The organism is Pseudoxanthomonas sp. JBR18, from assembly GCF_028198165.1.
Taxonomy (GTDB): Bacteria; Pseudomonadota; Gammaproteobacteria; order Xanthomonadales; family Xanthomonadaceae; genus Pseudoxanthomonas_A.
This window is the reverse complement of record NZ_CP116339.1, coordinates 1,552,357-1,577,887: the sequence shown is the minus strand read 5'-3', so window position 1 is coordinate 1,577,887 and position 25,531 is coordinate 1,552,357. Positions and strand designations below refer to the sequence as shown.

26 protein-coding genes and 1 pseudogene are annotated in these 25,531 nt (G+C 68.5%); 8 read left to right on the top strand and 19 right to left on the bottom strand.

The genetic code is table 11. The annotated features are described in order from the left end of the window. Positions 1–11: 11 nt before the first annotated feature. The 3 genes from PJ250_RS07165 (at position 12) to PJ250_RS07155 (ending at position 3,783) form a co-directional block, all read left to right on the top strand. A complete protein-coding gene (locus tag PJ250_RS07165) occupies positions 12–2,201 on the top strand; it encodes a glycoside hydrolase family 3 N-terminal domain-containing protein (RefSeq protein ID WP_271647896.1) in 2,190 nt (729 codons plus the stop codon). Between the two features lie 158 nt (positions 2,202–2,359). Next, entirely contained in the window at positions 2,360–3,262 is a 903-nt protein-coding gene (locus PJ250_RS07160) for an NAD-dependent epimerase/dehydratase family protein (protein WP_271647895.1), read from the top strand. Positions 3,263–3,297: 35 nt separating this feature from the next. Continuing rightward, a complete protein-coding gene (locus PJ250_RS07155; protein ID WP_271647894.1) occupies positions 3,298–3,783 on the top strand; it encodes a cupin in 486 nt (161 codons plus the stop codon). A 10-nt stretch (positions 3,784–3,793) separates the two neighbouring features. Here PJ250_RS07155 and PJ250_RS07150 read toward each other — a convergent pair whose 3' ends face one another. From PJ250_RS07150 to PJ250_RS07140, 3 genes and pseudogenes are all read right to left on the bottom strand, one after another. Next, complete coding sequence (locus tag PJ250_RS07150; protein WP_333909506.1) at positions 3,794–4,657, bottom strand: alpha/beta fold hydrolase; 864 nt, start codon at positions 4,655–4,657, stop codon at positions 3,794–3,796. After that, positions 4,627–5,109: pseudogene (locus PJ250_RS07145) on the bottom strand (flavin reductase family protein); the annotation flags it as partial. The pseudogene PJ250_RS07145 and the gene PJ250_RS07150, both read right to left, overlap by 31 nt. Positions 5,110–5,193: 84 nt before the next feature. Continuing rightward, positions 5,194–5,466 (bottom strand): metal/formaldehyde-sensitive transcriptional repressor, encoded by a 273-nt coding sequence (locus PJ250_RS07140; RefSeq protein ID WP_271647891.1) that lies wholly within the window; start codon positions 5,464–5,466, stop codon positions 5,194–5,196. A gap of 56 nt (positions 5,467–5,522) precedes the next feature. Here PJ250_RS07140 and dmeF point away from each other — a divergent pair, with 56 nt between their 5' ends. Next, complete coding sequence (gene dmeF, locus PJ250_RS07135; protein WP_271647890.1) at positions 5,523–6,506, top strand: CDF family Co(II)/Ni(II) efflux transporter DmeF; 984 nt, start codon at positions 5,523–5,525, stop codon at positions 6,504–6,506. Between the two features lie 94 nt (positions 6,507–6,600). Here the strand turns inward: dmeF and PJ250_RS07130 are convergent, their stop codons facing one another. Together PJ250_RS07130 and PJ250_RS07125 are read right to left on the bottom strand one after the other, a co-directional pair. After that, entirely contained in the window at positions 6,601–7,347 is a 747-nt protein-coding gene (locus PJ250_RS07130) for an anti-sigma factor family protein (RefSeq protein WP_271647889.1), read from the bottom strand. Next, complete coding sequence (locus tag PJ250_RS07125) at positions 7,344–7,871, bottom strand: RNA polymerase sigma factor (RefSeq protein WP_271648563.1); 528 nt, start codon at positions 7,869–7,871, stop codon at positions 7,344–7,346. The genes PJ250_RS07130 and PJ250_RS07125 overlap by 4 nt, the downstream gene beginning before the upstream one ends. 159 nt (positions 7,872–8,030) lie before the next feature. Between PJ250_RS07125 and PJ250_RS07120 the strand changes: the two genes are divergently transcribed. Further along, positions 8,031–9,128: a catalase family peroxidase gene (locus tag PJ250_RS07120; RefSeq protein WP_271647888.1), complete on the top strand. Its 1,098-nt coding sequence runs from the start codon at positions 8,031–8,033 to the stop codon at positions 9,126–9,128. Then, positions 9,125–9,667 (top strand): cytochrome b, encoded by a 543-nt coding sequence (locus PJ250_RS07115; RefSeq protein WP_271647887.1) that lies wholly within the window; start codon positions 9,125–9,127, stop codon positions 9,665–9,667. The genes PJ250_RS07120 and PJ250_RS07115 overlap by 4 nt, the downstream gene beginning before the upstream one ends. An 83-nt stretch (positions 9,668–9,750) precedes the next feature. Here PJ250_RS07115 and queF read toward each other — a convergent pair whose 3' ends face one another. Together queF and PJ250_RS07105 are read right to left on the bottom strand one after the other, a co-directional pair. Next, positions 9,751–10,569 (bottom strand): NADPH-dependent 7-cyano-7-deazaguanine reductase QueF, encoded by an 819-nt coding sequence (gene queF, locus PJ250_RS07110; protein WP_271647886.1) that lies wholly within the window; start codon positions 10,567–10,569, stop codon positions 9,751–9,753. Beyond that, complete coding sequence (locus PJ250_RS07105; RefSeq protein WP_271647885.1) at positions 10,566–10,901, bottom strand: winged helix-turn-helix transcriptional regulator; 336 nt, start codon at positions 10,899–10,901, stop codon at positions 10,566–10,568. Before PJ250_RS07105 ends, queF begins: the two co-directional genes overlap by 4 nt. Positions 10,902–11,029: 128 nt before the next feature. On the opposite strand from PJ250_RS07105, the gene PJ250_RS07100 reads away from it, so the two are divergent. After that, complete coding sequence (locus tag PJ250_RS07100) at positions 11,030–11,842, top strand: SDR family NAD(P)-dependent oxidoreductase (RefSeq protein WP_271647884.1); 813 nt, start codon at positions 11,030–11,032, stop codon at positions 11,840–11,842. A 22-nt stretch (positions 11,843–11,864) separates the two neighbouring features. Here PJ250_RS07100 and PJ250_RS07095 read toward each other — a convergent pair whose 3' ends face one another. The 4 genes from PJ250_RS07095 to PJ250_RS07080 form a co-directional block, all read right to left on the bottom strand. Next, positions 11,865–12,860: an aldo/keto reductase gene (locus tag PJ250_RS07095; protein ID WP_271647883.1), complete on the bottom strand. Its 996-nt coding sequence runs from the start codon at positions 12,858–12,860 to the stop codon at positions 11,865–11,867. A 239-nt stretch (positions 12,861–13,099) separates the two neighbouring features. Next, a complete protein-coding gene (locus tag PJ250_RS07090; protein ID WP_271647882.1) occupies positions 13,100–14,095 on the bottom strand; it encodes an aldo/keto reductase in 996 nt (331 codons plus the stop codon). A 39-nt stretch (positions 14,096–14,134) separates the two neighbouring features. Beyond that, a complete protein-coding gene (locus PJ250_RS07085; protein WP_271647881.1) occupies positions 14,135–15,139 on the bottom strand; it encodes an aldo/keto reductase in 1,005 nt (334 codons plus the stop codon). A gap of 28 nt (positions 15,140–15,167) precedes the next feature. Beyond that, a complete protein-coding gene (locus PJ250_RS07080; RefSeq protein WP_271647880.1) occupies positions 15,168–16,229 on the bottom strand; it encodes an aldo/keto reductase in 1,062 nt (353 codons plus the stop codon). A 97-nt stretch (positions 16,230–16,326) separates the two neighbouring features. On the opposite strand from PJ250_RS07080, the gene PJ250_RS07075 reads away from it, so the two are divergent. Next, entirely contained in the window at positions 16,327–17,226 is a 900-nt protein-coding gene (locus PJ250_RS07075) for a LysR family transcriptional regulator (RefSeq protein WP_271647879.1), read from the top strand. Positions 17,227–17,311: 85 nt separating this feature from the next. On the opposite strand, the gene PJ250_RS07070 is transcribed toward PJ250_RS07075, so the two are convergent. From PJ250_RS07070 to PJ250_RS07035, 8 genes are all read right to left on the bottom strand, one after another. Further along, positions 17,312–18,052, bottom strand: coding sequence for an SDR family oxidoreductase (locus PJ250_RS07070; protein ID WP_271647878.1), 741 nt, complete (start codon positions 18,050–18,052; stop codon positions 17,312–17,314). Then, positions 18,049–19,206, bottom strand: coding sequence for an alkene reductase (locus tag PJ250_RS07065; RefSeq protein ID WP_271647877.1), 1,158 nt, complete (start codon positions 19,204–19,206; stop codon positions 18,049–18,051). The genes PJ250_RS07070 and PJ250_RS07065 overlap by 4 nt, the downstream gene beginning before the upstream one ends. A 170-nt stretch (positions 19,207–19,376) precedes the next feature. Beyond that, entirely contained in the window at positions 19,377–20,144 is a 768-nt protein-coding gene (locus PJ250_RS07060) for an alpha/beta hydrolase (protein WP_271647876.1), read from the bottom strand. 176 nt (positions 20,145–20,320) lie between these two features. After that, a complete protein-coding gene (locus PJ250_RS07055; protein WP_271647875.1) occupies positions 20,321–21,151 on the bottom strand; it encodes an alpha/beta fold hydrolase in 831 nt (276 codons plus the stop codon). An 84-nt stretch (positions 21,152–21,235) separates the two neighbouring features. After that, positions 21,236–22,699 (bottom strand): NAD-dependent succinate-semialdehyde dehydrogenase, encoded by a 1,464-nt coding sequence (locus tag PJ250_RS07050; protein ID WP_271647874.1) that lies wholly within the window; start codon positions 22,697–22,699, stop codon positions 21,236–21,238. 152 nt (positions 22,700–22,851) lie between these two features. Beyond that, entirely contained in the window at positions 22,852–23,538 is a 687-nt protein-coding gene (locus tag PJ250_RS07045) for a type 1 glutamine amidotransferase domain-containing protein (protein ID WP_271647873.1), read from the bottom strand. A 100-nt stretch (positions 23,539–23,638) separates the two neighbouring features. Continuing rightward, positions 23,639–24,244: a TetR/AcrR family transcriptional regulator gene (locus PJ250_RS07040; RefSeq protein WP_271647872.1), complete on the bottom strand. Its 606-nt coding sequence runs from the start codon at positions 24,242–24,244 to the stop codon at positions 23,639–23,641. A gap of 289 nt (positions 24,245–24,533) precedes the next feature. Further along, positions 24,534–25,526: a Rieske 2Fe-2S domain-containing protein gene (locus PJ250_RS07035; RefSeq protein WP_271647871.1), complete on the bottom strand. Its 993-nt coding sequence runs from the start codon at positions 25,524–25,526 to the stop codon at positions 24,534–24,536. Positions 25,527–25,531 lie beyond the last annotated feature (5 nt).

Sequence of the window (25,531 nt, the reverse complement as noted above, 5' to 3'; positions counted from 1 at the left end):
GGCGGGATGGGATGTCAAACTCGGAACGGATTGAAACCCTCATCGCACAGATGACGGTCGAGGAAAAAGTCGGTCAGCTCGGCATCTTTGCCGATGCCCTGCGCCCGTTCGCACCGGATGTGAATCCCGAGGCCAACGCCCAGGGCGTGGCCGAGGTGCGCGAGGGGATCCGGGCCGGCCGCATCGGCGCGCTGTTCAACGGCGTGGGCGCGGCCCTGGGCCGCGAGGCCCAGCGCATCGCGGTGGAAGAGTCGCGCCTGGGCATCCCGCTGCTGCTGGGGTCGGACGTGATCCACGGCATGCGCACGGTGTTCCCGATCCCGCTGGGCGAGGCGGCCAGCTTCGAGCCGGACCTCGCCCGCCGCACAGCGCGCGCCACCGCCGTCGAGGCCACGGCCGCGGGCATCCACTGGACCTTCGCGCCGGCCGTGGACATCGCCCGCGACCAGCGCTGGGGCCGCGGTGCCGAGGGCGCCGGCGAGGACGTGGTGCTGGGCTGCGCCTTCGCCGCCGCGCGTGTCCAGGGATTCCAGGGCGAGGCCGGGCTGGAGGCCGAGGATTGCCTGCTGGCCACGCCCAAGCATTTCGCCGCCTACGGCGCGGTGGCGGGCGGCATGGAATACAACACCGTGGACATCTCCGTGCAGACCCTGCGCGATGTCCATCTGCCGCCGTTCAAGGCGGCGCTCGATGCCGGTGCGATCACCGTGATGAGCGCCTTCAACGACATCAACGGCGTGCCGGCCAGCGCCAACCGCTGGCTGATGACCGATCTGCTGCGCGGTGCCTGGCAGTTTCCGGGCCTGGTGGTCAGCGACTACACCGCCGACATGGAGCTGGTGGCCCACGGCTACGCCGCCGACGACCGCGACGCCACCCGCAAGGCCTTCACCGCCGGCCTGGACATGTCCATGCAGAGCGGCTTCTACGAGAAGCACCTGGGCGAGCTGGTAGAGACCGGCGAGGTGTCGATGGCGCAGCTGGACGAGGGCGTGCGCCGGGTCCTGCATGTGAAGGAGCGCATCGGCCTGCTGGACAACCCATACCGCTCGCTCGACCCGGCGCGCGAGGCCGATACCTCGCACCTGCCGGCCCATGAGGCCCTCAGTCGTGAGGCCGCGCGCCGCTCCATCGTGCTGCTGAAGAACGAAGGCGCTGTGCTGCCGTTGAAGAAGACCGGGCAGAAGATCGCCCTGGTCGGGCCGTTCGCGCGCGATACCGACAATATCGAGGGCTGCTGGACGCTGTTCGGCGACAAGTCGCGCTACGTCACCCTGGAGGCCGGGGTCCGTGCCGCCCTGGGTGACCAGGCCTCGCTCCTGGTCGAGGATGGCTGCGGACTGGAAGCACCCATCGAGGGCGGCATCGAGGCCGCTGTGGCCGCGGCCCAGGCCAGCGACGTGGTGGTGTTGGCCATCGGCGAGCCGCAGCGCTACAGCGGCGAGGCCCAGTCGCGCACCCAGATCGTCGTGCCGCCGGCCCATCAGGCCCTGGCCGAGGCCCTGGCCGCCACGGGCAAGCCGCTGGTGGTGCTGCTGCGCAACGGCCGCGCGCTGGCGCTGTCTGGTGCGGTGCGCGAGGCGGCGGCAATCGCGGTGACCTGGTACCTGGGCAGCCAGACCGGACATGGCGTGGCCGACGTGCTGTTCGGCGACTACAACCCCGCCGGCCGGCTGCCGGTGAGCTTTCCGCAGGACTCGGGCCAGCAGCCGCTGTTCTACAACCGCCCGCGCACCGGCCGCCCCGAGCTGCCCGGCGTGACCGAATACAAGTCGCGCTGGCGCGAGATCACCGCCGATGCGCTGTACCCGTTCGGGCATGGCCTGTCCTACACCACTTTCGCCTACGGCCCACCGCGGCTTTCCACCGCCACGCTGGGCTGGAACGACACGCTCACCGTCACCGCCACGGTCACCAACACCGGGCAGGTCGCCGGCGAGACCGTGGTGCAGCTGTACGTGCACGACAAGGTCGCCAGCCGGGTCCGCCCGGTGCGCGAACTGAAGGGTTTCTCCAAGGTGGCCCTGCAGCCGGGCGAATCGGCCGAGGTCAGCTTCACCCTGGACCGCAGCCTGCTGGCGTTCACCGGCGCGGATTTGAGCTTTGGTGCCGAGCCGGGGATGTTCGACCTGTGGGTCAGCCAGTGCTCGGCAAGCGGCACACCGGCGCAGTTTGAGCTGTTGCCGCCTCCCAAGGGCTGACTGATCACGACCTGGCCGGGCGCTCCCGGTCAGGTCGCGCCTGCGCATCGCGATCACGCACGAGCGGCCAAGCTTGAAGCTCGGGCCGCCGCCCGTCGTGCGTCGCACCCGTGCGGGTTGCCGCCAGGACGCGGCCGATCATTGCAATGGGAGTGCACATGAACATTTTCATCGCCGGCGCCACCGGCTATATCGGCGGCACCGTCGCCGAGCGGCTGCTGGCGGCCGGGCATCGGGTCCGTGGCCTGGTCCGGCGCTCGGATCTGGCCGAGCGGCTCGGCGCGGCGGGGATCACCCCGGTGCTGGGCACCCTGGACGACGGCGAAATCCTCGCCCGCGAGGCGCGCCGCGCCGACGCGGTGATCAATGCCGCCAGCAGCGACCATCGCCCGGCCATCACCGCCCTGCTCGCCGCGCTGCAGGACACCGGCAAGACCCTCATCCATACCAGCGGCATCGGCGTGATCGCCGACGACGCACGCGGCCAGGCCGGCGATGCGCGGATCTTCGACGAGGACGACCCGCTGCCGGTCGCGCCGGGCAGACAGGCACGCCGCGCGCTGGACCAGGCCGTACTCGCCGGCGGTGACAGCGGCCTGCGCGGCATCGTGCTGTGCAACGCCATGGTCTACGGCGAGGGGCGTGGCCTGGAGCGTCACAGCACCCAGATCCCCGGCCTGCTCAAGCCGGCCCAGCGCGATGGCATGGTCCATGTGCTGGGCGCAGGGGCCAACCGCTGGTCCAACGTGCACGTGGACGACCTGGCCGAGCTCTACCTGCTGGCGTTGGAACACGGCCCGAACGGCGCGTTCTATTTCGCGGAGAACGGCGAGGCCTCCTTCGCCCAGATCGGCGGCGCCTTGGCCAATCGGCTGGACCTGGGGCCGGTGCAGCCCTGGACGCTCGAACAGGCGGCTGCCGAGTGGGGCCATGACCAGGCGCTTGCGTTGTTCGGCTCCAATGCGCGGGTCCGCGCCAAGCGGGCGCGGGAGGAACTGGGTTGGGCGCCACGCCACGATTCGGTCACCCGCTGGATCGAGACCGACATGCCGTTGGACTGAGCGGCCCCTTCCTCGACGATCGAAGGCCTTGCCGCATGCAGATCGAATTCCTGCCGGTGCCGATGCCGGACCACTTACGGCTGCCCGTGCGCCTGTATCGCGGCGTGCTGGACGAAGGTGGTGAGCCGCTGGATGCGGCCGGCTTCGAGGCGCGTTTCATCGCCCACGGCTGGTGTCCGCAGTGGCGCTCGGGGCTGTACCGCCAGCAGCACTATCACGCCAACGCGCACGAGGCGCTGGGTGTGTTCGCCGGCCAGGCACTGCTGCAGCTGGGCGGCCCGGAGGGCATCGAGCTGCGCGTGGGGCCGGGCGATGCGCTTCTGCTGCCCGCTGGCACCCTACATCGGAGCCTGCAGGCCACGCGCGATTTCTGCGCGGTGGGAGCGTATCCACCCGGCCAGCGATGGGACCTGCACCTCGACGTGCCCGGTGTCGACGTGCGGGCGGTCATCGCCGCGGTGCCGGACCCGGCGTGCGACCCGATCACCGGACAGGCGTTCGCCGCCGTCCCCGGGACCTGAGCCGGCGTGGCTAGCGCAGGAGCCAGTCGCGCAGCGCCGTGCTGACCGCCCCGGGCTGCTCCATCGGGCTGAGATGCCCGGACTGCGGGATGCGGACCAGCGTGGCGTCGGGCAGCAGGGCGACCATCTGTTCGTGCACGGCTGGCGGGGTGATGCCGTCGTGCTCGCCCACCAGCACCAGGGCGGGCCGGTCGAAGGCCCGCAACACCGCGCTGCCGTCGCGGCGCTCCAAGCCGCTCTGGCGCAGGAACACCTCGGCGCCCAGGCGCTGGGTCATGGCCCGGATGCGGTGCATCAAGGCGGTATCGCCGTGGTGCACCGGATCGGTGTACGCGCGCATGAGGCTGTCGCCAAAGCCGTGGAAGGCGCCCTTGCGCACGGCGGCCTCCTGCGCGCGCCGCTGCTGCGCCCGCGCCGGCGTGTCGGCTTTGTACGAGGTATCCAGCAGGGCCAGGCGCGTCACGCGCTGCGGCGCCTGACGCAGGATCTCCTGGGCCACATAGCCGCCCAGCGAGAACCCGGCCAGGGCGAACACGGGCGGCGCGGCATCCAGAACCTGTTCGGCGACCTCGCCCAGGGTGTCCGCACCGGTCAGGTCGCCGACCTGGCAGTCGGCGATGTCGGCCAACGCCTCGAGCTGGTCGCGCCACAGTTCGCCATCGTTGAGCAGGCCGGGCAACAGCAGCAGGTCGGGGCGCGCACTCATGCGGAAGGAGGCCGGCGCATGTCGAACATCGCCTCCGGGCCGATGCGCGCATAAGCGCCCGGGCCGCCGGCGCGCAGAATCGGCGCGGCCGCCGCGGTGTCGTACACGCCGTCGACCAGGTAGCGCGGGTCGATGTGCACGCCGACCACTTCGCCCAGCACCAGCCACTGCTCCAGGGCCTGGCCACGTGCATCGGTGAGCTGCAGCAGCTGGGTCAGGCGGCACTCGAAGGCCGCTGGCGTGCCGGCCACGAACGGGGCGTCGACCACCTGCCCGTCCAAGGCCTGCAGGCCGCTGCGTTCGAACTCGTCGACCTGGGCCGGGTAGGGCGCTGAGCTCTGGTTCATTTGCGTGGCCTGCGCGGCAGTGGCCAGGTTCCAGGTGAAGACCCCGGTGGCCTCGATATTGCGCACGCTGTCCTTCCAGCCCGAACTGCTGAAGCCGATCAGCGGCGGGGTATCGCCGAACGCGCCGAAGAAGCTGTAGGGCGCCAGGTTGCGCACGCCGTCGGGCGAGACCGAGCCGATCCAGCCGATCGGGCGCGGCGCGACGATGGCCTTGAACGGGTCGTGCGCCAGGCGGTGGCCTTCGGCAGGGCGATAGAAGTGCAGGTCGGTCACGCGTGGATCCACGAACGCAGGGGAGGCCGACAGGATGCCTGTGCCCACGCGTCGATGCCGACAACGCTGCTTTCCGGTGTCCCGCTATTTGAGATACGAGCGCAGCAGCTTGTTCACCGCCGCCACCTCTTCGCGGCGCGTGGCGGCGTGCTGCTCGTCGGCGACATGGGACTGCATGTGGCCCTCGAGCACTTCCAGCAACAGGCTCTGCGCCGCGCCACGGATCGCGGCGATCTGAGTCAGCACGGCCAGGCATTCCGGCTCGCCGGCGAGCGCGCGCTCCAGCGCGGCGACTTGGCCCTTGAGGCGTTTGACGCGCGGCGACAGGCGCGGCGCATCGTGGATCAGGTGGGACATCGCGCGGCCGCTCCGCATACCATGGGGGGGTATCCTACACCCGCCTCCCGGTCCCCATGTCCCTCGACGCCGCGCTCGCCGCCCACCGCCACGACCACCAGTACGTCACCGGCAACAGCGCCGCGGAGCGCAACACCCGCCGCGCGGTGATCCTGACCGCGGTGATGATGGTGGTGGAGATCGTCGGCGGCTGGGTGTTCAACTCCATGGCGCTGCTGGCCGATGGCTGGCACATGAGCTCGCACGCGCTGGCGCTGGGCCTGTCGCTGCTGGCCTATGCGGCGGCGCGTCGCTATGCGCGCGACAGGCGTTTTGCCTTCGGCACGTGGAAGATCGAGATCCTCGGCGGCTACACCAGCGCCGTGCTGCTGCTGTGCGTGGCGCTGCTGATGGCGTGGCAGTCGGCCCAGCGCCTGGTGGCGCCACTGCCGATCCACTACGACCAGGCCATCGTGTTGGCCGTGGTCGGACTGGCGGTGAACCTGGTCTGCGCGTGGTGGCTGAAAGACGACCACCACCATCACCACCACGGGCACGATCACGGCCATGCACATCCCCACCATGACCACCCTTGGCATGACCACGCCCACGACGAGCACGACCACCACGCCGATCTGAACCTGCGTGCGGCTTACCTGCATGTGTTGGCCGACGCGGCGACTTCGGTCCTGGCCATCGTGGCCCTGCTGGCTGGCCGCCTGTTTGGCGTGGTGTGGCTGGACCCGGTGATGGGCATCGTCGGCGCGGTGCTGGTGACGGTGTGGGCGATCGGCCTGCTGCGCAGCACCGGGCGGGTGCTGCTCGATGCGGAGATGGACGCCCCCGTCGTGGCCGAGGTACGCCAAGTGGTCGCCGCGCTGCCGCAGCCCACCGCCCTGAGCGATCTGCACGTCTGGCGCGTCGGGCGTGGTCAGTACGCGGTGATCGTCAGCCTAGTCAGCAGCGTGCCGCTGTCGCCCCAGGGCGTGCGCGCGGCGCTGGCGGTGCACGAGGAACTGGTCCACGTCACCGTGGAGATCAACGCAGCCCCGGCGACATAAAGCCCGTCGGCCTCCTGTGGGGGCCGCCATGGCGGCGAAAGGCTCCACCGGGGAAGTCGCACCGCCGCCATGGCGGCTCCCACGGGAACAGCCTTCAGCCGCGCGGCCCCAGGACCGAGGCAACATTGCGTGCGCGCGCATCGTCGAACGGGCTGACCACCGCGAAGCTGGTGTTGCCATGGGACCAGTACTGGGCCAGCAGGTCACCATCACGACGCTGTCCCGGTTCGCGGAACCAGCCGCCGGGCCGCAGATACACGCCGATCCGCGCGCCCTGGGCATCGGCGTAGACCAGCATCGCCGCCGCGCCCTGCTCGGTGGACAGGCGCTGCCCGCCGACCAGGTGGAAGCCCTGCGCCTGCAGGTTGGGCACCGTGCCTACAGCGCCGAAGTTCCGTTCCAGCCAGTCCTGCAGCTGCGCGCGCGAGGCGGTGTCCAGCGCCGGGACGGTGTCGCTGGCGGCAAAGATGCGGTAGGCCGAGACCGCATCGGCCATCGGCAACCGCGCCGCGGCGACCTGGGCCTGCTTGGCCTGCCAGCCCACGCCCGTGCCGACGCCCAGCGCCAGCAGCACGCTGGCGGCGATGCCCAGCCGGGTGCGTCGACGTGCGCGCACCTGGCGGCGCACCCGCGCCGGGTCCAGCTGCGGGTTGGCCGGCCAATGCTCGGGCAAGGCTTGCTGCGCACGCAGGTGTTCGGCATCGCGCTTCCAGTCGGCCACGCGCGCGGCGCGCGCGGGATGCGCGGCCAGCCAGCGTTCCACATCGGCACGTGCCTCGGGCGAAAGCTGCCCGTCCACGTAGGCGTGCAGGTCGGCTTCGCTGGGGGCCAGGTGGATCATCGCAACACCTTCAACGTGGGACGTGCCGGCTTGGGATCGGTCTCGCTGGCCGCACGCAGGGCCTGGCGGGCGCGGGCCAGGCGCGACATCACCGTGCCGACCGGCACGCCGAGCGTGTCGGCGACCTCGCGATAGCTGAAGCCCTCCACGCTGACCAGCAGCAGCAGCGCGCGCTGCTCGCTGGGCAAGGTGTCGAAGGCGGCCAGGCTGGCGTGCGCGCTGGCCACGCGCTCGGCCGACGGCGCGGTGTCCGCCTCGCCCCCGCCAAACAGCTGCGCCAGCCGGCGCCAGCGCTGCCCACGGCGGTGCTCATCGACAAACTGCCGGTACAGGATGGAAAACAGCCAGCTCTGCAGCGCGTCGGGCGTGTGCCGCGTGCGTCCATGGGTAAGCGCGCGTTCGAGCGTGCCCTGGACCAGATCGTCGGCCGCGGCCGGCTCATGCACCAGCGAGCGCGCAAAGCGGCGCAGGCGCGGAATCAGCGCGCGCAGGGTGGCGTCATCGAGGTCGTGGGCGGCAGGCATCGTCGGGGCCGAAGGGGGCGTCCTGGGTGAGACGCGCAGGCACTCAGGATATTCCATCGCCCGCTTCCCGCCGGTGGATCGCGGGGCCGTGTGCAGCGGCGGGAATAATGTCCACGCAGGCGCGTCATACCCATATCCCACCCCACGGCAGGAACCCGCATGTCGCAGCCTCTTCCCCCCAATCCACCCCCGGCCCGGCGCAGCGCATGGCCTGCGCTGCTGGGCATCGCCGCGATCGTGGCCGTCATCGCCGGCGCCTTTGCCTGGGTCGGCGGCTGGCTGGGCGGGCGCGGCCTGACCCCGCAGCAGATGACCGACACCATCGAGAACGGCAAGCCGCATCCCGGCTTCCGCCGTGCCCACAGCAAAGGCGTGTGCGTGGCGGGCAACTTCCAGCCCAGCGCGCAGGCGCCGCAGCTGTCGCGCGCGCGCATCTTCACTCAGCCCAGTACGCCGGTGGTCGGGCGCCTGTCCATCGCCGGCGGCGACCCGCATGGCGCCGATGCGCAGGCGCGCGTACGTAGCCTGGCGCTGCTGCTGAAGACCGACGATGGCCAGGAATGGCGCACGGCGATGAATAGCTTCCCGTTCTTCGTGGTCGCCACCCCGCAGGGCTTCCAGGCGCAGAACCTGGCCTCGCGGCCCGATCCGGCCACCGGCAAGCCGGACCCGGCCAAGATGGCGGCCTTCCTGCAGCAGTATCCGGAAGCCAAGAAGTTCATCGCCTGGGCCAAGTCCGCGCCGTGGTCCAACAGCTGGGCGAACACCCAGTTCAACGGCGTGGACAGCTTCTGGTTCACCAACGCGCAGGGACTGCGCCGCGCAGTGCGCTGGTCGATGCGGCCGCATGCGCCGTTCCAGGACCTCAGCGCCGAGCAGCGCGCCCAGTCCGACGCGGACTTCCTCAGCGAGGAGTTCGCCACGCGCCTGGCCCAGGGCCCGCAGCAGTGGGATCTGGTGGTAACCCTGGCCCAGGACGGCGATGCCATCGACGACCCGTCTCAGCCCTGGCCGGACGCGCGTCCGCAGGTGGTGGCCGGCACCCTGACCGTCAATGCGATGCAGCCGCAGGACACCGGCCCCTGCCGCGACCTCAACTACGACCCGACCGTGTTGCCCGATGGCATGGCGCCGTCCGATGACCCGATCCTGGCCGCACGCTCGGCCGTGTACTCGGTGTCCTTCAACCGCCGCGAACATGAGATCGGCACCGGCCAGGCGCCCGACGCCACGGGCGCCAAAGGAGAAGCGAAATGAACCGCCACGGACACTTCGACGCGCTGGCCCGCACGCTGCACTGGCTGATGGCCGCCGCGATCCTGGCCATGTTGTTCATTGGCGCCGGCATGGTGGTCTCGCTGGCGTGGCGGCCGACCCTGCTTGACCTGCATCGGCCGTTGGGCATCGCCATCCTGCTGCTGGTCGTCGTGCGCCTAGTCAACCGCCTGCGCAGCCCACCGCCGCCGCTGCCGGCCGACCTGCCGACGATCCAGAAGCTGGCCGCGCACGCCTCGCACTGGGTGCTGTACGGGTTGATGTTCGCCATGCCGCTGATCGGCTGGGCGATGCTGTCGGCCGGCGGCTACCCGATCACCCTGGGCGGCGGCGTGCACCTGCCGGCCATCGCCCCGCACAGCGCGGACCTGTACGCCGTGCTGCGGCCGGCGCATACGGTGCTGGCCTATGTGCTGTTCGCCACCGTGCTGGGCCACCTGGGCGCGGCGCTGTTCCATGCCTGGGTGCGCCGCGACGGCGTGTTTTCCAGCATGGCGCGCAGTGGGAAATCCCTGCGCTGATGCGATCGTGGGAGCCGCCACGGCGGCGATGAAGCTCTACCGGCAAGCCCTCATCGCCGCCATGGCGGCTCCCACCCCATAACCTACTGCCGCAGCTCGCGTACTGGCGCGGTGATGCCCGCGTCCCAGCCTGGGGTGATCCGCCACGGGTTGATGTCCAGGCCACCGCGGCGCGTGTAGCGCGCTTCCACCGATAGCCGCTGCGGGGCGCAGCGCGTCATCACGTCGGCGAAGATGCGCTCCACGCACTGCTCGTGGAAGCCGGCGTGGTCGCGGAAGCTCACCAGGTAACGCAGCAGACCGGCACGGTCGATGCGCGCCCCGTCATAGCGCAGCACCACCGTGCCCCAGTCCGGCTGGCCGGTGACCGGACAGTTGGATTTGAGCAGGTGCGAGACCAGGGTTTCGCTGGCGGCGTCCCCGGCGTCGGCCACCAGGTGCGTTGGATTCGGCGGCCCGTAATCGTCGATGTCCAGATCCAGGGTGTCGATCAGCGTGCCCGGCTGCTCACCGAACGGCGGCAGGCCAGCCTGCACCGTGACCTCTCCACCGGCGCGGACCGACAGGTCGGCGGCCACGCGCGCGCAGACCGCTTGGACATCTTCAAAGCGCGCAGCATTGAGTGAGTTGAGGTAGAGCTTGAGCGACTTGGACTCGATCAGGTTCGGCGCCTGTGCTGGCACTGTCAGCGTCGCTGTCGCCACCTGCGGCTTGCCACGCAGATCCAGCCAGGCCAGCTCGTAGGCATGCCAGCGGTCGTGGCCAGTGAAGGGCAGGGCGTCGGCCTCCAGTCCGATCTCGGCGCGTGCCGCGGCGCGGGGAATGGGAAACAGCAGGTCAGGGTCGTACTGCGACGGATAGGCGACCTCACGGCCGAGCAAGGAATCTTCGGGGGTGTTCATGTGCTTATTTTACGAGAGCGCTTCGCTGACTGGAGCGAGGGCAGACAGCCCTGCGAGAACGCCCGCGCTGCACTAAGGACCGGCATCAGCTGCCTGCCGGTCTCCGAAATGCGGTATTCGACCCGCAGCGGCTTTTCCCTGAAGTCGATGCGTTCGACCAGCCCGTCCTGCTCCAGTTCGCGCAGGTGCTGGGTCAGCATCTTTTGCGAGACCCCTAACACGTCGCGCAGCAGCTGCGCGGTGCGTAGCGATGGATCGGCATAGAGGCGGAACAGGATCGGCAACTTCCATCGCCCCTGGATCATGCGGATCACCCGGGTGACATGGGCCACCGAGCCGTCTGGCCCCAGGCAGGCGGATCGGGCCGCGCTCGCGATAGGCACTTTTTCGTGCGTACTTGTCCCACCCACTGCATCACCCAACCATGGCGTCTCGAAGCGGAAGACATTGGAGCAGGCCTGTGGATTTACAACTCGCTGGAAGGGTGGCCCTGGTGACGGGCAGCAGCAAGGGCATCGGCGCCGCCATTGCCGGGACGCTTGCCCATGAAGGCGCCACGGTGGTGGTGCACGGGCGCGATCCGGTCCAGGCGCAACGTATCGCGCGCGGGATCGTGGAGGCAGGTGGCCGGGCGCATGTGGTCACCGGTGATCTGACGGATGAGGCGGCGGTGGACCAACTGCTCAGCGCGGCACGACGGCAGGCCGGCCGAATCGACATCCTGGTCAACAACGCCGGGGGTTCCGGTGGCGTGCAGCAAACCTGGGAAGACACGCAGCCCGCGACGTGGCAGGCCTCCTACGACCGCAACGTACTGGCTGCCGTACGCATCATCACGCGCATCCTGCCGGACATGCGCCAGGCACGCTGGGGACGGGTGATCAACATCTCGAGCCTGGCTGCGTTGATGCCGCCGCCATCGCGGCCGGAGTATGCGGCCAGCAAGCTGGCGATGAATGCCATGACCGCCTCGCTGGCCAAGGCCGTTGCCAGCGAGGGCATCACGGTCAATGCAATCTCACCCGGCACCATTCACAGTGCGGCGCTCGACCAGCGTTTTCGTGAGGTCGCGCGGGACGGCGGGGTGCCGGAGGACGCACCGTGGGAGGAGGTCGAGCGCATGGCCCTGCCGCACTTCGCCCAAGTGCCGGTTGGCCGTGTGGGAACGCTGGACGAGGTCGCCGACGCGGTGGCCTACCTCGCCAGCACGAAGGCCGCCTACATCACGGGCATGAACCTGCGCGTGGATGGCGGCATGCTGCCCGGCCTCTGAGGTCCGAAAGCGCGGCCATCACTCAGCGGTTCAACGCCGCCATGCCGCTTTCCGGATAACGCGTGCCCGAGGCTGCGCCGGTTGGGAACACCGCTTCGATGGCGGCCAGGTCCTTCGCGTCCAGCCTCAGGTTCAGCGCGTCCAGGTTTTCGTCCAGGTAGGCGATGCGCTTGGTGCCGGGGATCGGGACCAGATCCTCGCCCTGCGCCAGCACCCAGGCCAGGGCAAGCTGGCCCGGGGTGACGCCCTTGTCGCGGGCGATGGCGTTGACCTTGTCCACCAGCGCCAGGTTGGCGGCGAAGTTGGCGCCCTGGAAGCGCGGATGGTTGCGGCGGTTGTCGTCTTTGTCGAAGTCTTCGGGCGAGCGGATCGCGCCGGTGAGGAAACCGCGCCCCAGCGGTGAGTACGGCACGAAGCCAATGCCCAGCTCGCGCACGGTGGCCAGCACGTCGTTGTCCTCCGGATCGCGGGACCACAGCGAGTACTCGGTCTGCAGTGCGGTGATCGGATGGGTAGCATGCGCCCGGCGCAGGGTCGCCGGGGCGGCCTCGGACAGGCCGAGGAACCGCACCTTGCCGGCCTCGACCGCGCGCGCCATCTCGCCGACGGTGTCCTCGATCGGTACGGTCGGATCGACGCGGTGCTGGTAGTACAGATCGATATGGTCGGTGCCCAGGCGTTTGAGGCTGGCCTCCAGGCTGGCGCGGACGTACTCGGGCCGGCCGCTGACGCCGCTGGGGCGCGTCGCGCCGGGAGCGAAGGTGAAGCCGAACTTGGTCGCCAGGAACACCTGGTCGCGCCGGCCGGCGATGGCCTTGCCCAGCAGGACTTCGTTGGTGTGCGGGCCGTACATGTCCGAGGTGTCCAGCAGCGTCACGCCGTGGTCGAGCGCGTGGTGGATCACCCCAATCGCGCTGGCATCGTCCACACGGTTGCCGTAGGACTGGCTCATGCCCATGCAGCCCAGGCCCAGGGCGGAGACGGTGGGGCCGTTGCGGCCGAGGGTACGGGTCTTCATCGCGGTAACTCCTGTGGGTCGAACGGATCGGTGCGTATTGTCCGTCCGCGCGCCGACCGGTGACGTCGAGGCAAGGCGATCACCGCGAATCGCATTGTTCCAGATGGTGCGCGTGGCGCGGCCGGACCCGGTGTGCCTGCGGGCCGGATCCGCAGGCATCACGCCGCTGATCGATGGCGAAACCGGCAACACGCGGCTCCGCGCGCAAGCACGGGGCGTTCGCGTGCCTGCACCCGGTATCACCGGCTCAGCGAGGACATCATCGTCTCGGGATAGCGCGTGCCGGACGCGGCGTTGGTGGGGAACACCGCTTCGATCGCGGCCAGGTCTGCCGCGCTCAGATGCACGTCCAGTGCGTCGAGGTTCTCCTCCAGGTACTGCAGGCGCTTGGTGCCCGGGATTGGCACCAGATCCTCACCCTGGGCCAGCACCCACGCCAAGGCCAGTTGGCCCGGCGTGCAGCCCTTGTCGGCGGCGATGGCGTTGACCTGGTCCACCAGCGCCAGGTTGGCGGCGAAGTTGTCGCCCTGGAAGCGCGGGCTGTGGCGACGGTAGTCATCGGCGTCGAAATCCTCCACCGAGCGGATCGCGCCGGTGAGGAAACCGCGGCCCAACGGCGAGTACGGCACGAAGCCGATACCCAGTTCGCGCACCGTGTCCAGCACGCCGTTGTCCTCCGGATCGCGCGACCACAGCGAGTATTCGGTCTGCAGCGCGGTGATCGGATGCACGGCATGCGCGCGGCGGATCGTCTCCGGCCCGGCCTCGGACAGGCCCAGGTAACGCACCTTGCCCTGTTCGACCAGGCGCGCCATCGCGCCGACCGTGTCTTCGATCGGCACGGACGGATCGACGCGATGCTGGTAGTACAGATCGATGTGATCCACGCCCAGGCGCTTGAGGCTGGCCTCGGCGGCGGCCTGCACATAGGCCGGGCTGCCGTCGATGCCGCGCACCGACGGATCGTCCGGGTCGAGCTTGATGCCGAACTTGGTCGCCAGGAACACCTGGTCACGCCGGTTGGCGATCGCCTTTCCGACCAGCACCTCGTTCGTGTGCGGGCCGTACATGTCGGCGGTGTCGAGCAGGGTGACCCCGCGCTCCAGCGCGCGGTGGATGACGGCGATGGACGCAGCGTCCTCTCCACGGCCGCCATAGAAGGCGCTCATGCCCATGCAGCCCAGGCCGAGGGCGGAGACGGTGGGGCCGTTGCGGCCCAGCGTGCGGGTCTTCATGCGGAAACTCCTGACGGAACGAAAAGGGGGAAGGGCAGCTCAATGGCCGCGATCGACCAGTGCCAGCTCAGTCGCGCCGTAGCGCGGGCCGGCGACATCGGGCTGGAACACCGCGTCCAGCCGCGCCAGCGCGTCGGCATCGAGCACCAGCGTGGCGGCACCGGCGTTGTCCTCCAGGTACTTGCGGCGCTTGGTGCCGGGGATGGGCACGATGTGCTCGCCCTGCGTCAGGACCCAGGCCAGGGCGACCTGGGCTGGCGTGGCGCCCAGGTCGGCTGCGATGGCCTTGACCGTGTCGGCAAGACGCAGGTTGGCGGCCAGCGCCTCGGCCTGGAAGCGCGGATTGCTGCGGCGGAAGTCGCCCTCGCCGAGCTGGTCCTGCGCGGTGATCGCGCCGGTGAGGAAGCCGCGCCCCAGCGGCGAGAACGGCACCAGGCCGATGCCCAGGTCGCGGACCGTGTCGAATACGCCATTGCCTTCCAGCTCGCGCGTCCACAGCGAGTACTCGCTCTGCAGCGCGGTGATCGGATGCACGGCGTGCGCACGCCGCAAGGTGTCGGCCGAGACTTCCGAAAGTCCCAGGTAGCCCACCTTGCCCTCCTCGACCAGGCGCGCCATCGCCCCGACCGTGTCTTCGATCGGCGTGGCCGGGTCCAGGCGATGCAGGTAGTACAGGTCGATATGGTCAGTGCCCAGGCGCTGCAGGCTGGCTTCGACCGCCTGGCGCACGTACGCGGGCGAACCGTCGACCTTCGGCCCCTGCGCGGTGCCGAACTGGCCGCTGTTGGCGATGAAGCCGAACTTGGTGGCCAGGAATACGCGCTCACGCCGGCCCTGCAGCGCCCGGCCAACCAGCTGCTCGTTGCTATGCGGGCCGTAGATGTCGGCCGTATCCCAGAAGTTGATGCCCAGCTCCAGCGCGCGGTCCAACGTGGCCAGCGACTCGGTGTCGTCGTAGCCGCCGTAAGCGTGGCTCATGCCCATGCAGCCCAGGCCCAGGGCGGAGACGGTGGGGCCGTTGCGGCCCAGCGTGCGGGTCTTCATGTCGATGCTCCTTTGCGTGGAATCGGAATCAGGCACGCGGCTGCAGCCGCGCGGTGCCGAACAGGTTGCGCATCACCAGGGGCGAGCGCAGGAAGTCGTGCGGAAATGGCGCCGGACATGCGCTGGCATCGTCCAGGCGCGCGCATTGCGCAGGCGTGAGGTGGACCTCGAACGCGCCTAGGTTGTCTTCCAGCTGCGCCAGCGTGCGCGCCCCGATGATGGGGATCGCGCCCGGGCCGGGCCGCTGCAGGGCCCAGGCGAGGGCGATCTGTGCCGCGCTGTGGCCGGTCTCGGCGGCGACCGCGCGCACCACCGCGGCGATGTCCAGCGCACGTGGGGTGAGCGCGCCGTTGGCGATGGCCACTTCGCGGCGCGTGCCGGTCGGTCCGGCCTCGGCCGGCGGCGTGAGATCGGCCGCGCCGTACTTGCCGGTCAGTACGCCACCACCCAGCGGTGACCAGGCCACCACGCCCAGGCCGAGCGCTGCGGCCATCGGCAGCAGCTCGTGCTCGACGCTGCGCTGGAGCAGGCTGTATTCGACCTGCAGCGCCACCAGCGGGCTCCAGCCACGCAGGTCGGCCAGGGTCTGCATGCGCGCGACCTGCCAGGCCGGCGTGTCGGAGATGCCGGCGTACATGACTTTGCCGGCGCGCACCAGATCATCGAAGGCGCGCATGACTTCCTCCACCGGCGTGGTGCCGTCCCAGGCGTGCAGGTAGAGCAGGTCTAGGGCATCGGTGTTCAGCCGCTTGAGGCTGGCCTCGACCCCGCGCAGCATCGCGCGCCGATGGTTGCCACCGGCGTTGGGGTCGGCCGCGTCCATGCTCAGGCTGTACTTGGTCGCCAGCACCACGCGCTCGCGCCGGTGCCGCAGCAGCTTGCCCAGCAGCGTTTCGGCGCTGCCGAAGGTGTAGAAGTTGGCGGTGTCGATGAAGTTGCCGCCGCGTTCCAGATAGGCGTCGAGGATGCGGCCGGCCTCGGCTTCATCCGCGCCCCAGCCCCAGTCCTGGCCGAAGGTCATCGTGCCCAGGGCCAGCGGGCTGACACGCAGGCCGGAGCGGCCCAGCAGGCGGTAATGGTCGAGCGACATGGCGGTCACCGCGTGGGGAGGGGTGAACAGGATCGCCCCCGGGCGCCATGTGGATAAACTGGGTCAATCCGCATCTGCCTTGAAGTCCAGCTTCACAATGTCGCCCAGCCCGCTCCCCGCGGTCGTCGCTTTCAGCCGCGTCGCCCACCATGCCAGCTTCAGCCGTGCGGCCGACGAGCTGGGCATCAGCCCATCGGCGCTGTCCCAGACCGTGCGCGCGCTGGAGCGCCAGCTGGGCGTGCGCCTGCTCAACCGGACCACGCGCCGGGTGGGCCTGACCGAACACGGCGCGCGCTTCCTGGAACAGGTGCGGGTGGGGCTGGACCAGATCGATGCGGCCTTCCAAGACCTGGACGCCGTGCGCGATACGCCGGCCGGGCTGCTGCGCATCACCTTGCCGCGGCTGGTGGCCGAACGCCTGGTGATGCCGCGCCTGCCCGAGTTCCACGCGCGCTATCCGCAGGTGCAGGTGGAGCTGTTCGTGGACCGCTACATGGTCGACCTGGTGGCCGAGGGCTTCGATGCCGGCGTGCGCCTGGGCGAGTCGCTGGCGCGCGACATGGTGGCGCTGCCGATCGGACCGATGCACCGCCAGGTGGTGGTCGGCACGCCGGACTACTTCGCCCGTCACGGCGTGCCGCAGACGCCGGCCGACCTAGTGCATCACGCCTGCATCGTGCACCGGCTCACCAGTGGTCGGCTGATGCCGTGGGAGTTCACCGGCGACGGACGCGATTTCGAGGTCGAGGTGCACGGGCCGCTGATCAGCAACGACAGCGAGGTCGCTTACGCGGCCGCGCGCGGCGGCATGGGGCTGGTGCAATCCTTCAGCGAATTCGCGCAGGCCGACCTGGCGGCCGGTCGGATGGTCAGCGTACTGGAGGACTGGCAGCAGCCGTTCGCCGGCTTCCACATCTACTACCCGGCGCGCGAGCACCTGCCGCCGAAGCTGCGGGTGTTCGTGGATTTTTTGCGCGAAGGGCCCGCCGGGCCCTGATGTGTCCCTGGCGGCGGCGCGCCTGCGCGCACCGCCGAAACGGAATGACGCCAGATCCTTGCCTGATCGTCGCGCCTTACGCTACTCAGAAGACCTGGCGCACGGGACGCAGCACGATCTCGTTGATGTCCACATCGGCCGGTTGTTCAATCGCGAAGGCAATGGCCCGCGCCACCGACGCGGCGGGGATGGCGGTCTTGTAGAAATCCAGCACGGTGTCCTTTGCGGTGCCCGACGTGCCATGTTTGAGCTCGCTCTCCACCGCGCCCGGTTCGATGGCGGTCACCCGGATCGTCTCGCCTACTTCCTGGCGCAGGCCTTCGGTGATCGCGCTGACGGCATATTTGGTTCCCGAATACACGGTGCCGCCCGGCGCAAAGACCTTGATGCCGGCCACCGAGCTCAGGTTGATGATGTGGCCACTGTGCTGGGCGATGAAGCGCGGCAGCGCCGCGGCGATCCCGTACAGCGTGCCTTTCAGGTTGACGTCGATCATCGCGTCCCACTCGTCGGTGTTCACTTCCGACATCGGGCGGATCGGCATCAGGCCGGCGTTGTTGATCAGCACGTCCAGCTTGCCGAAATCCGCAACGACCGCAGCCACGGTTGCCTCGACCTGGTTCTTGTCGGTCACGTCCAGCGCGTAGGCCTTGGCCGACCCGCCTTGCGCGGTGATCTCGTCCACGACCGTGTCGAGCTTTTGCTTGCGGCGTGCGGCGATGGCGACTTTCGCGCCGCGGGCGGCCAGCAAGCGTGCGGTTTCGGCGCCGATGCCGGTGCTGCCGCCGGTGATCAGGATGACTTTGTCTTCAATGCCATTGCTCATGACAGGACCTCGTTGGATGTGGGGACAGTGGAGCCGGCATAGGCCGGGTAATCGGTAAAGCCCTGTTCGGCGCCGCCGTAAAGCGTGGCCGGATTGAGTGCGTTCAGTGGCCAACCGTTGGCGATCCGCGCGGGCAGATCCGGATTGGCGATGAAGGGACGGCCGATGGCGATCAGATCCGCCAGGCCTGCGTCCACCAGCGCTGCGCCGCGCTCGGCGGTGTAGCGGCCGGCGTAGACGATCCGGCCGCTGAAACACTGGCGGACGTCGCGGCGGAAATCGGCGGGCAGGTCGGGGGCGTTGTCCCAGTCGGCCTCGGCGATGGACAGATACGCGACGCCAGCCGCTTCAAGCACCTTGATCGCTTCGATGTAGGTGCGATGCGGATCGTCTTCGACAAAGCCGATATAGACCCTGTCCTGGTCGGTGCTAGTGAACAGTGGGGTGAAGCGCACCCCCAGCCGGTCTGGTCCGACCACGGCGGCCAGCGCGGCCACAACCTCGCGCAGGAAGCGCAAGCGATTGCTCAGCGAGCCCCCGTATTCGTCGGTGCGATGGTTGGCGTGTGCCGAAATGAACTGGTTGACCAGGTAGCCGTTGGCCGCATGGATTTCCACGCCATCAAACCCGGCCGCCAGCGCGTTACGCGCGGCCTGTGCATACAGCTCGACCAGGTCCTTGATCTCGGCCACGCTCAGTGCGCGTGGCACCGAAGGATCCACCAGCGTGCCGGTGCCTGGTGCGGTCTCGATAAAGGCCTTGACACGCTGGGCCTGCAGTGCCGAGGGCGCCACCGGTGCTTCGCCATCGGGTTGCAGTTCGGCATGGGACACGCGGCCGACGTGCCACAGCTGGGCGAAGATGGTGCCGCCCTCAGCGTGGACAGCGTCGGTGACCTTGCGCCAGCCCTCAACCTGGGCGGCGCTGTAGATGCCCGGCGTCCAGGCATAGCCCTTGCCGCGCGGTTCGATCTGGGTGCCTTCGGTGATGATCAGACCGGCACTTGCGCGCTGGCGGTAATAGGCGGCCATCAGGTCGGTGGGCACGTCACCGGGCTGGCCACTGCGCTGCCGGGTGAGCGGTGGCAGGACGATGCGGTTGCGCAAGGTGTGCGGGCCGAGGGTGACCGGCTGGAAGAGGCTAGGATGTTGCATGGCGAATCTGGAACTCCGAGATGGGATGGGGGGCGCGGAGGCGTGGGATTCAGCAGCGCGCAGCGTTGCCCGGCCAGGACGGCGGCCGTTGTGGTCATGGCGACGGGTGGGTGGAGGATCTGCGTCGATGTGCGCCGCCCGGGGCGAAGCACATCGGGACATCGCCGCGCTTACTTGGTGAGGTGGCCGGCGGCCTGTTCGATCAACTTGGCCACGTCCGCTGGGTGAGAAAGAAAAGCGACATGGCTGGAGTCGATCTCGACTGTCGTGCTGCCGGCGCGCTTGGCCATGAAGCGTTCAAGCGCGGGATTGACGGTGCGGTCGGACATGGACACCAGCGCCCAGCTTGGCTTGGTCTTCCAGGCTGCAGTGGTGACCGGCGCGCCGAAGGTTTCAACCGATGGCATCACCTGCGAGATTGCCATGAACTTGGCTTCACGTGCCGGGATATCAGCGGCGAAATCAGCGTGGAAATCCGCCGGGTCCAGGTACAGGAAGCCGTCCTGCGTCGGCTTGATCGCTTTGGTGGCCCCAGGCATCTGTTCGACCAGGGTCTTCAGGCTTTCGCCAGCGTCTGGCTGGAAGGCATTGATGTAGACCAGGCCGGCGACCTTGGCGTTGTTGCCGGCCTGGGTCACCACGGCGCCGCCATAGCTGTGGCCGACCAGGATGCTCGGCCCATCCTGCATGTCGACCACGCGCGTGGTGGCCTTGACGTCATCCTGGAACGAAGTCTCAGGCTCCTGGACGATGGAAACCTTGTAGCCGTCGTGGGTCAGCAGGTCGGCGACGGCTTTCCAGCCCGAGCCATCGGCGAAATAGCCGTGGACGAGCACGATGTTGTTGATCGGCGCGGCAATGGCCGCCTGGGTGCCGGATGCAGCCAGCGCGAGCAGCAGTGCGACCAACGTGCGACGTACGGGGAAACGCTTGTTCATGACAATCTCCTGGGGTGGGTTGTAGGCGCCGCGCATGGCCGAGGAACGGCGAGGTGCCGTTGAAGGGGCATTGGAGGGCGATCTGCTTCACGAACCCCGTGCGCGGGGCGTTTTGCAGGTATGTGCATCAGGCGGCTGCCATGTAGCGGGCCAGGGCAGCCGAGGTGATCGGTCGTTCAGGCCTGCACGAAGGCCAGCAGATCGGTATTGATCAGCTCCGGATGCGTGGCAAACATGCCGTGCGGCAGGCCGGGATAGGTCTTCAAGGTGCCCTGCGGCAGGAGCTTGATCGCTTTTAGCGCCGAGTCGGCGATTGGCACGATCTGGTCATCTTCGCCATGCATGACTAGTACCGGCAGGTTGAGCGCCTTGAGGTCTTCGGTGAAGTCCGTTTCAGAGAAAGCCGCGATGCAGTCGTAGTGGGCCTTGGCGCCACCAGCCATGCCCTGGCGCCACCAGTTGTTGATCAAGCCTTGGCTGACGTTGGCGCCCTGGCGGTTGAAGCCGTAGAACGGGCCTGCAGGCACGTCGGTGAAGAATTGCGCGCGGTTGGCCTGCAGTGCACTGCGGAAGCCGTCGAACACCGACATCGGCAGACCTTCAGGATTGGCCTGCGTCTGCAGCATGATCGGCGTGACCGCGCCAAGCAGCACGGCCTTGGCCACGCGGCCGGCTTCGGCGCGTGCGACATAGCGCGCCACTTCGCCACCGCCAGTGGAATGCCCGATATGGACCGCGTTGTGCAGATCCAGCGCCTTGGCCAAGTCGAAGACATCGGCGGCGTAGGTGTCCATGTCGTTGCCGGAATCGGTTTGATCGGAGCGACCGTGGCCGCGGCGGTCGTGGGCGATCACGCGGTAACCCTGGGCCAGGAAGAACAGCATCTGGTTGTCCCAGTCATCAGCGCTGAGCGGCCAGCCGTGATGGAAGACGATGGGCTGCGCCTCCTTCGGACCCCAGTCCTTGTAGAAGATGCGGGTGCTGTCGCGCGTGGTGAGTGTGGTCATGAGCAATGCCCTTGGGAGAGATGAGCAAGCAGAAGGGGGCGCTGGCGCTGCCCTGCAGCTGCGGCGTGCGGGGGTAAGGCGCGGTTACAGACCGCCCAGGCTGATGTACTTCAGGTTGAGGTATTCATCGATGCCGAAGCGGCCGCCTTCACGACCCAGGCCGCTGTCCTTGACGCCGCCGAAGGGCGCAACCTCACTGGTGATGATGCCGACGTTGACGCCCACCATGCCGCTCTCCAGCGCGCGGGCCACGCGATGGGCGCGGGCCAGGTCACGGCTGTAGAAATAGGCCGAGAGTCCGAACTCGGTGGCGTTGGCGGCGTCGATGGCCTCCTGCTCGCTGGTGAAGCGGAACAACGCGGCGACCGGGCCGAAGGTCTCTTCGTGGGCGATCAGCATGTCGTGGGTGGCGCCGGCAATGACCGTTGGCTCGTAGAACGTCCCGCCCAGCGCATGGCGCTTGCCGCCCACCAGGACGCGTCCACCCTTGGCCTGCGCATCGGCCACGTGGGCCTGTACCTTCGTCACGGCGGCCTCGTTGATCAGCGGGCCTTGCTTGACATCGGCATCAAAGCCGTTGCCCACGCGCAGGGTTGCCACACGTTCGGCCAAGCGCTGGGCGAACACCTCATAGATGCTGTCCTGCACGTAGATCCGATTGCTGCACACGCAGGTCTGCCCGCTATTACGGAACTTGGCGGCGATGGCGCCCTCCACGGCCTGCTCCAGGTCAGCGTCGTCGAACACGATGAAAGGCGCGTTGCCGCCCAGCTCCAGTGAGAGCTTTTTCATGCTGGCCGCCGACTGCTGGTAGAGCAGCTTGCCGATGCGGGTGGAACCGGTGAAGGTGAGTTTGCGTACCCGCGCATCGCCTGTCAGCTCGCCGCCGATGGCGGCCGCATCGCCGGTGACGACATTGACCACGCCGGCAGGCAGGCCGATCTTCTCGGCCAGCACGCCCCACAGCAGGCCGCAGTACGGGGTGAACTCGGACGGCTTGACCACAATGGTGCAGCCCGCGGCCAGAGCCGGCGCTACCTTGCGCGAGAGCATGGAGAACGGGAAATTCCATGGAGAAATAGCGCCGACCACGCCGACCGGTTCGCAGGTCACCTGCAGCTGGCGGCCCTTCCACGGCGACGGAATGATCTGGCCGTTGATGCGGCGGGCCTCTTCGGCAAACCATTGCACGTAGTCGGCGCCCAGGGCGATTTCGGCCCGGGCCTCGGCCAGCGGCTTGCCTTGTTCCAGGGTCAGCAGGCTGGCCAGTTGCTCGCTGTGTTCGCGAATGACCGCGGCCATCCTGTGCAGAAATCCGGCGCGCTCGGCGGCGGTGGTCGTCGACCAGTCTTTGAAGGCCTTGTCCGCCGCATCGATGGCACACCGGGTGTCCGATGCGCCCGACCAGGGGATTGTGCCGATGTCCTGCCCCGTGCCGGGGTCCTGGACGGCCAGCGTGCGCTGGTCGTCGGCACCGGTCCAGGCGCCGTTGATGTAGTTGGCTTCGCGCAGCCAGCCTGCGGATTTGAGTTGGTTCAACATGGTCATGGCCTGTTTCTGCTCGAAAGTGGAATGTGCTTCGTCGGCACGGACGGTCGCTCAGTCATCGGATTGACCGGCCGTACCAGCAAAGCCTTGTGATGTGGCCTGGAGGCGCCCGTGCGGAGGGCACGGGCGCTCGCAGGTCGCAGCGTGGGCGCTCAGGCTTTGGCGGTCAGCTGCTTGATCAGCACGTCTGCGGCTTCTGCCGAGGACGCCGGGTTCTGGCCGGTGATCAGCAGGCCGTCACTGACCACGTAGGAATCCCAGTCAGCGCCCTTGCTGTAGAGGCCGCCCTTGGCCTTTAGTACGTCTTCCACCAGGAACGGCACCACCTCGGTCAGGCCTACGCCTTCCTCTTCGGTATTGGTGAAGCCTGTGACCTGCTTACCGGCGACCAGTGGCTGGCCATCGGCGGCCTTGACGTCACGCAGCACGCCTGGGGCATGGCAGACCAGTGCGGCCGGCTTGCCGGCAGCAATGAAGGACTCGATCAGGGCGACGGAGTTGGCGTCTTCAGCCAGGTCCCACAGCGGCCCGTGGCCGCCCGGGTAGAACACCGCGTCGAAGTCTGCCTGCGACACGCTGTCCAGGCGGACGGTAGTGGCCAGCTGTGCATTGGCATCGGCGTCGGCTTCAAAGCGGCGTGTCAGGTCGGTCTGGAAGGAGGGCTCGTTGCTCTTGGGATCCAGCGGCGGCTGACCACCCTTGGGCGAGGCCAGCACGATCTGGGCGCCGGCGTCCTTGAAGACGTAGTACGGGGCGGCCAGCTCTTCCAGCCAGAAGCCGGTCTTCTTGCCGGTGTTGCCCAGGGTGTCATGGGAGGTAAGGACGATGAGGATCTTCATGGTGGTGCTCCTGTCGGTGGTTTGTTTACAAGTAGACCGGTCGTCTAGTAATCGGCCATAAAAAAACACTTCGTCAGAAGTGCGGGTCACAGCGCCCAGATCAGGGCGCGATGTGGAGGATCTGCCGGGTCGTGTTCATGGCTGAGTCGAAAGGGGCCGTTGTGCGTGTGACCTTCACCAGCACGCTGGCGCCCAGCCAAAGCTGGTAAAGGCTCTGGGCAACATCGCGATGCTGGCCTTCAATACTGAGCGATCCCTCGGCCGCACCGGCCTTGATGGCCAACGCCAGCCGATCAACGATCCCAGTGGTGCCGCGTTGCATGGTCAGGCGCATGGATTCGGACAGGTCTGCCACTTCAGCGCCCAGCTTCACGGCCAAGCATTTGCCCTGGCAGTCGGAGACGGACTGGTTGTCCTGCCAAGCCTGCCAGTAGTGCATCAGGCGCTGGGCCATGGTCAGCCCAGGCTGGTGCAGGGTCGCGTCCATCTCGGCCAGATAATCAGTGAAATACTTTTCGAGGAGCGCTTCGCCGTACGCGTCCTTGGACGCGAAGTAGTGATAGAACGAGCCCTTCGGAACCCCAGCACTGGCCAGGATCTCCTTCAGCCCGACCGCCGAGAAGCCCTTGGCTGCCATGGTCTGCTGACCGATGGCCAGCAAGCTCTCGCGTACATCGTGGTTGTCGGGGGTGGCAGTGGCGTCCATGCGGGTTACCTTACACTCAAGTAGACCGGTCGTCTAGTACTTTCGAGAAAGAATTTTCATCCTTCCTGCGGCCGGGCATTTCACGACGAAGCCAAGATGAAAGATGCCGCTGTCGAGGCAGCTCCCTGCCGATGAGGGTAGACCCCTAGTCGGCGCCCAGGGACCACTGGCGTGCGGGATCTGGATGATTGGCAGAAACCGTTCGCCGGCTTCCACTCTATTACCCCGCGCGCGAGCACCTGCCGCCCAAGCTGCGGGTGTTCGTGGCTTTTATGTGCGAAGGACTGTGCTAGAGCAGCAGCGCCTGCGTGCGCGATTGCGCCGCGTGCGGGACTTCGCCATGCAGCCACCAGCGTTCCAGTGGCGCACGCACCAGGTCCAGCGGCGTGCTGGCGCTGCCGCGCGCATCGAAGCGCTGCTTGTTCCAGGACTGCAGGGCCAGCATCCGCTTGTCCTGTTCGCCGACGCGGTGCAGGAACGGCCACAACAGCCAACGCACCGCCCAGCGTGGTGCCCAACGTCCCTGCACGTGCAAGGACGCGAACACCTCGGTGTGCGTGTCGTCGCGTGGGCTGAAGTGCAGGGTGATGTGCACCGCGGCGCCGCTGACGTAGCCGTACTCGATGCGTGCGCTGCCGGGCAGCGCGAAGCACGCGCGCTCTTGGCTGCGAGGCGATTCGAACAGCCGATACAGCAGCCCGCTCTGCTGCGGCTGTCCTTGGTAGTCGACCACGAAGCCAGAAGGGTCACAGCGCAGGCGGGCCTGCATCGGCGCGCGCGCGCCACCACGCCGCACGAGTCCGGGATGCAGGTAATGCGTGTGCAGCGGATCCAGGAAGTTCTCCATCGCCTCCAGCACGTGCGCCTGCCAACGCGTCTGCCACAGGAATCGTCGATGTTCTGGCCGCGCGTCCATTACCAGCGCGGAAGGCGCCGGTTCGCCTTCCTGTGAGGGCCGCAGCCACAGCAGGCCGTCGTGTTCGATGACGGGAAATGCGCTGGCGCGGATCGCTGGCGCCTGCAGGTCCGCTGGCAGGCCGGGCACTTCGGTCAGCCGGCCATCGTGGTCGAAGCGCCAGCCGTGGTACGGGCAACGCAGCTGGCCGTGTTCGACACAGCCGGAGGACAGCGGCGCGTGCCGGTGTGGGCAGCGGTCTTCCAGCGCGAAGGGGCGGCCGTGCGCGTCGCGCGCCAGCACCAGCGGCAGGCCCAGCAGCTGGATCGCCAGCGGACGCGTGCGCAGCCGTGCACCACCCGCCACCGCGTACCACTGTCGGAACAACCGTG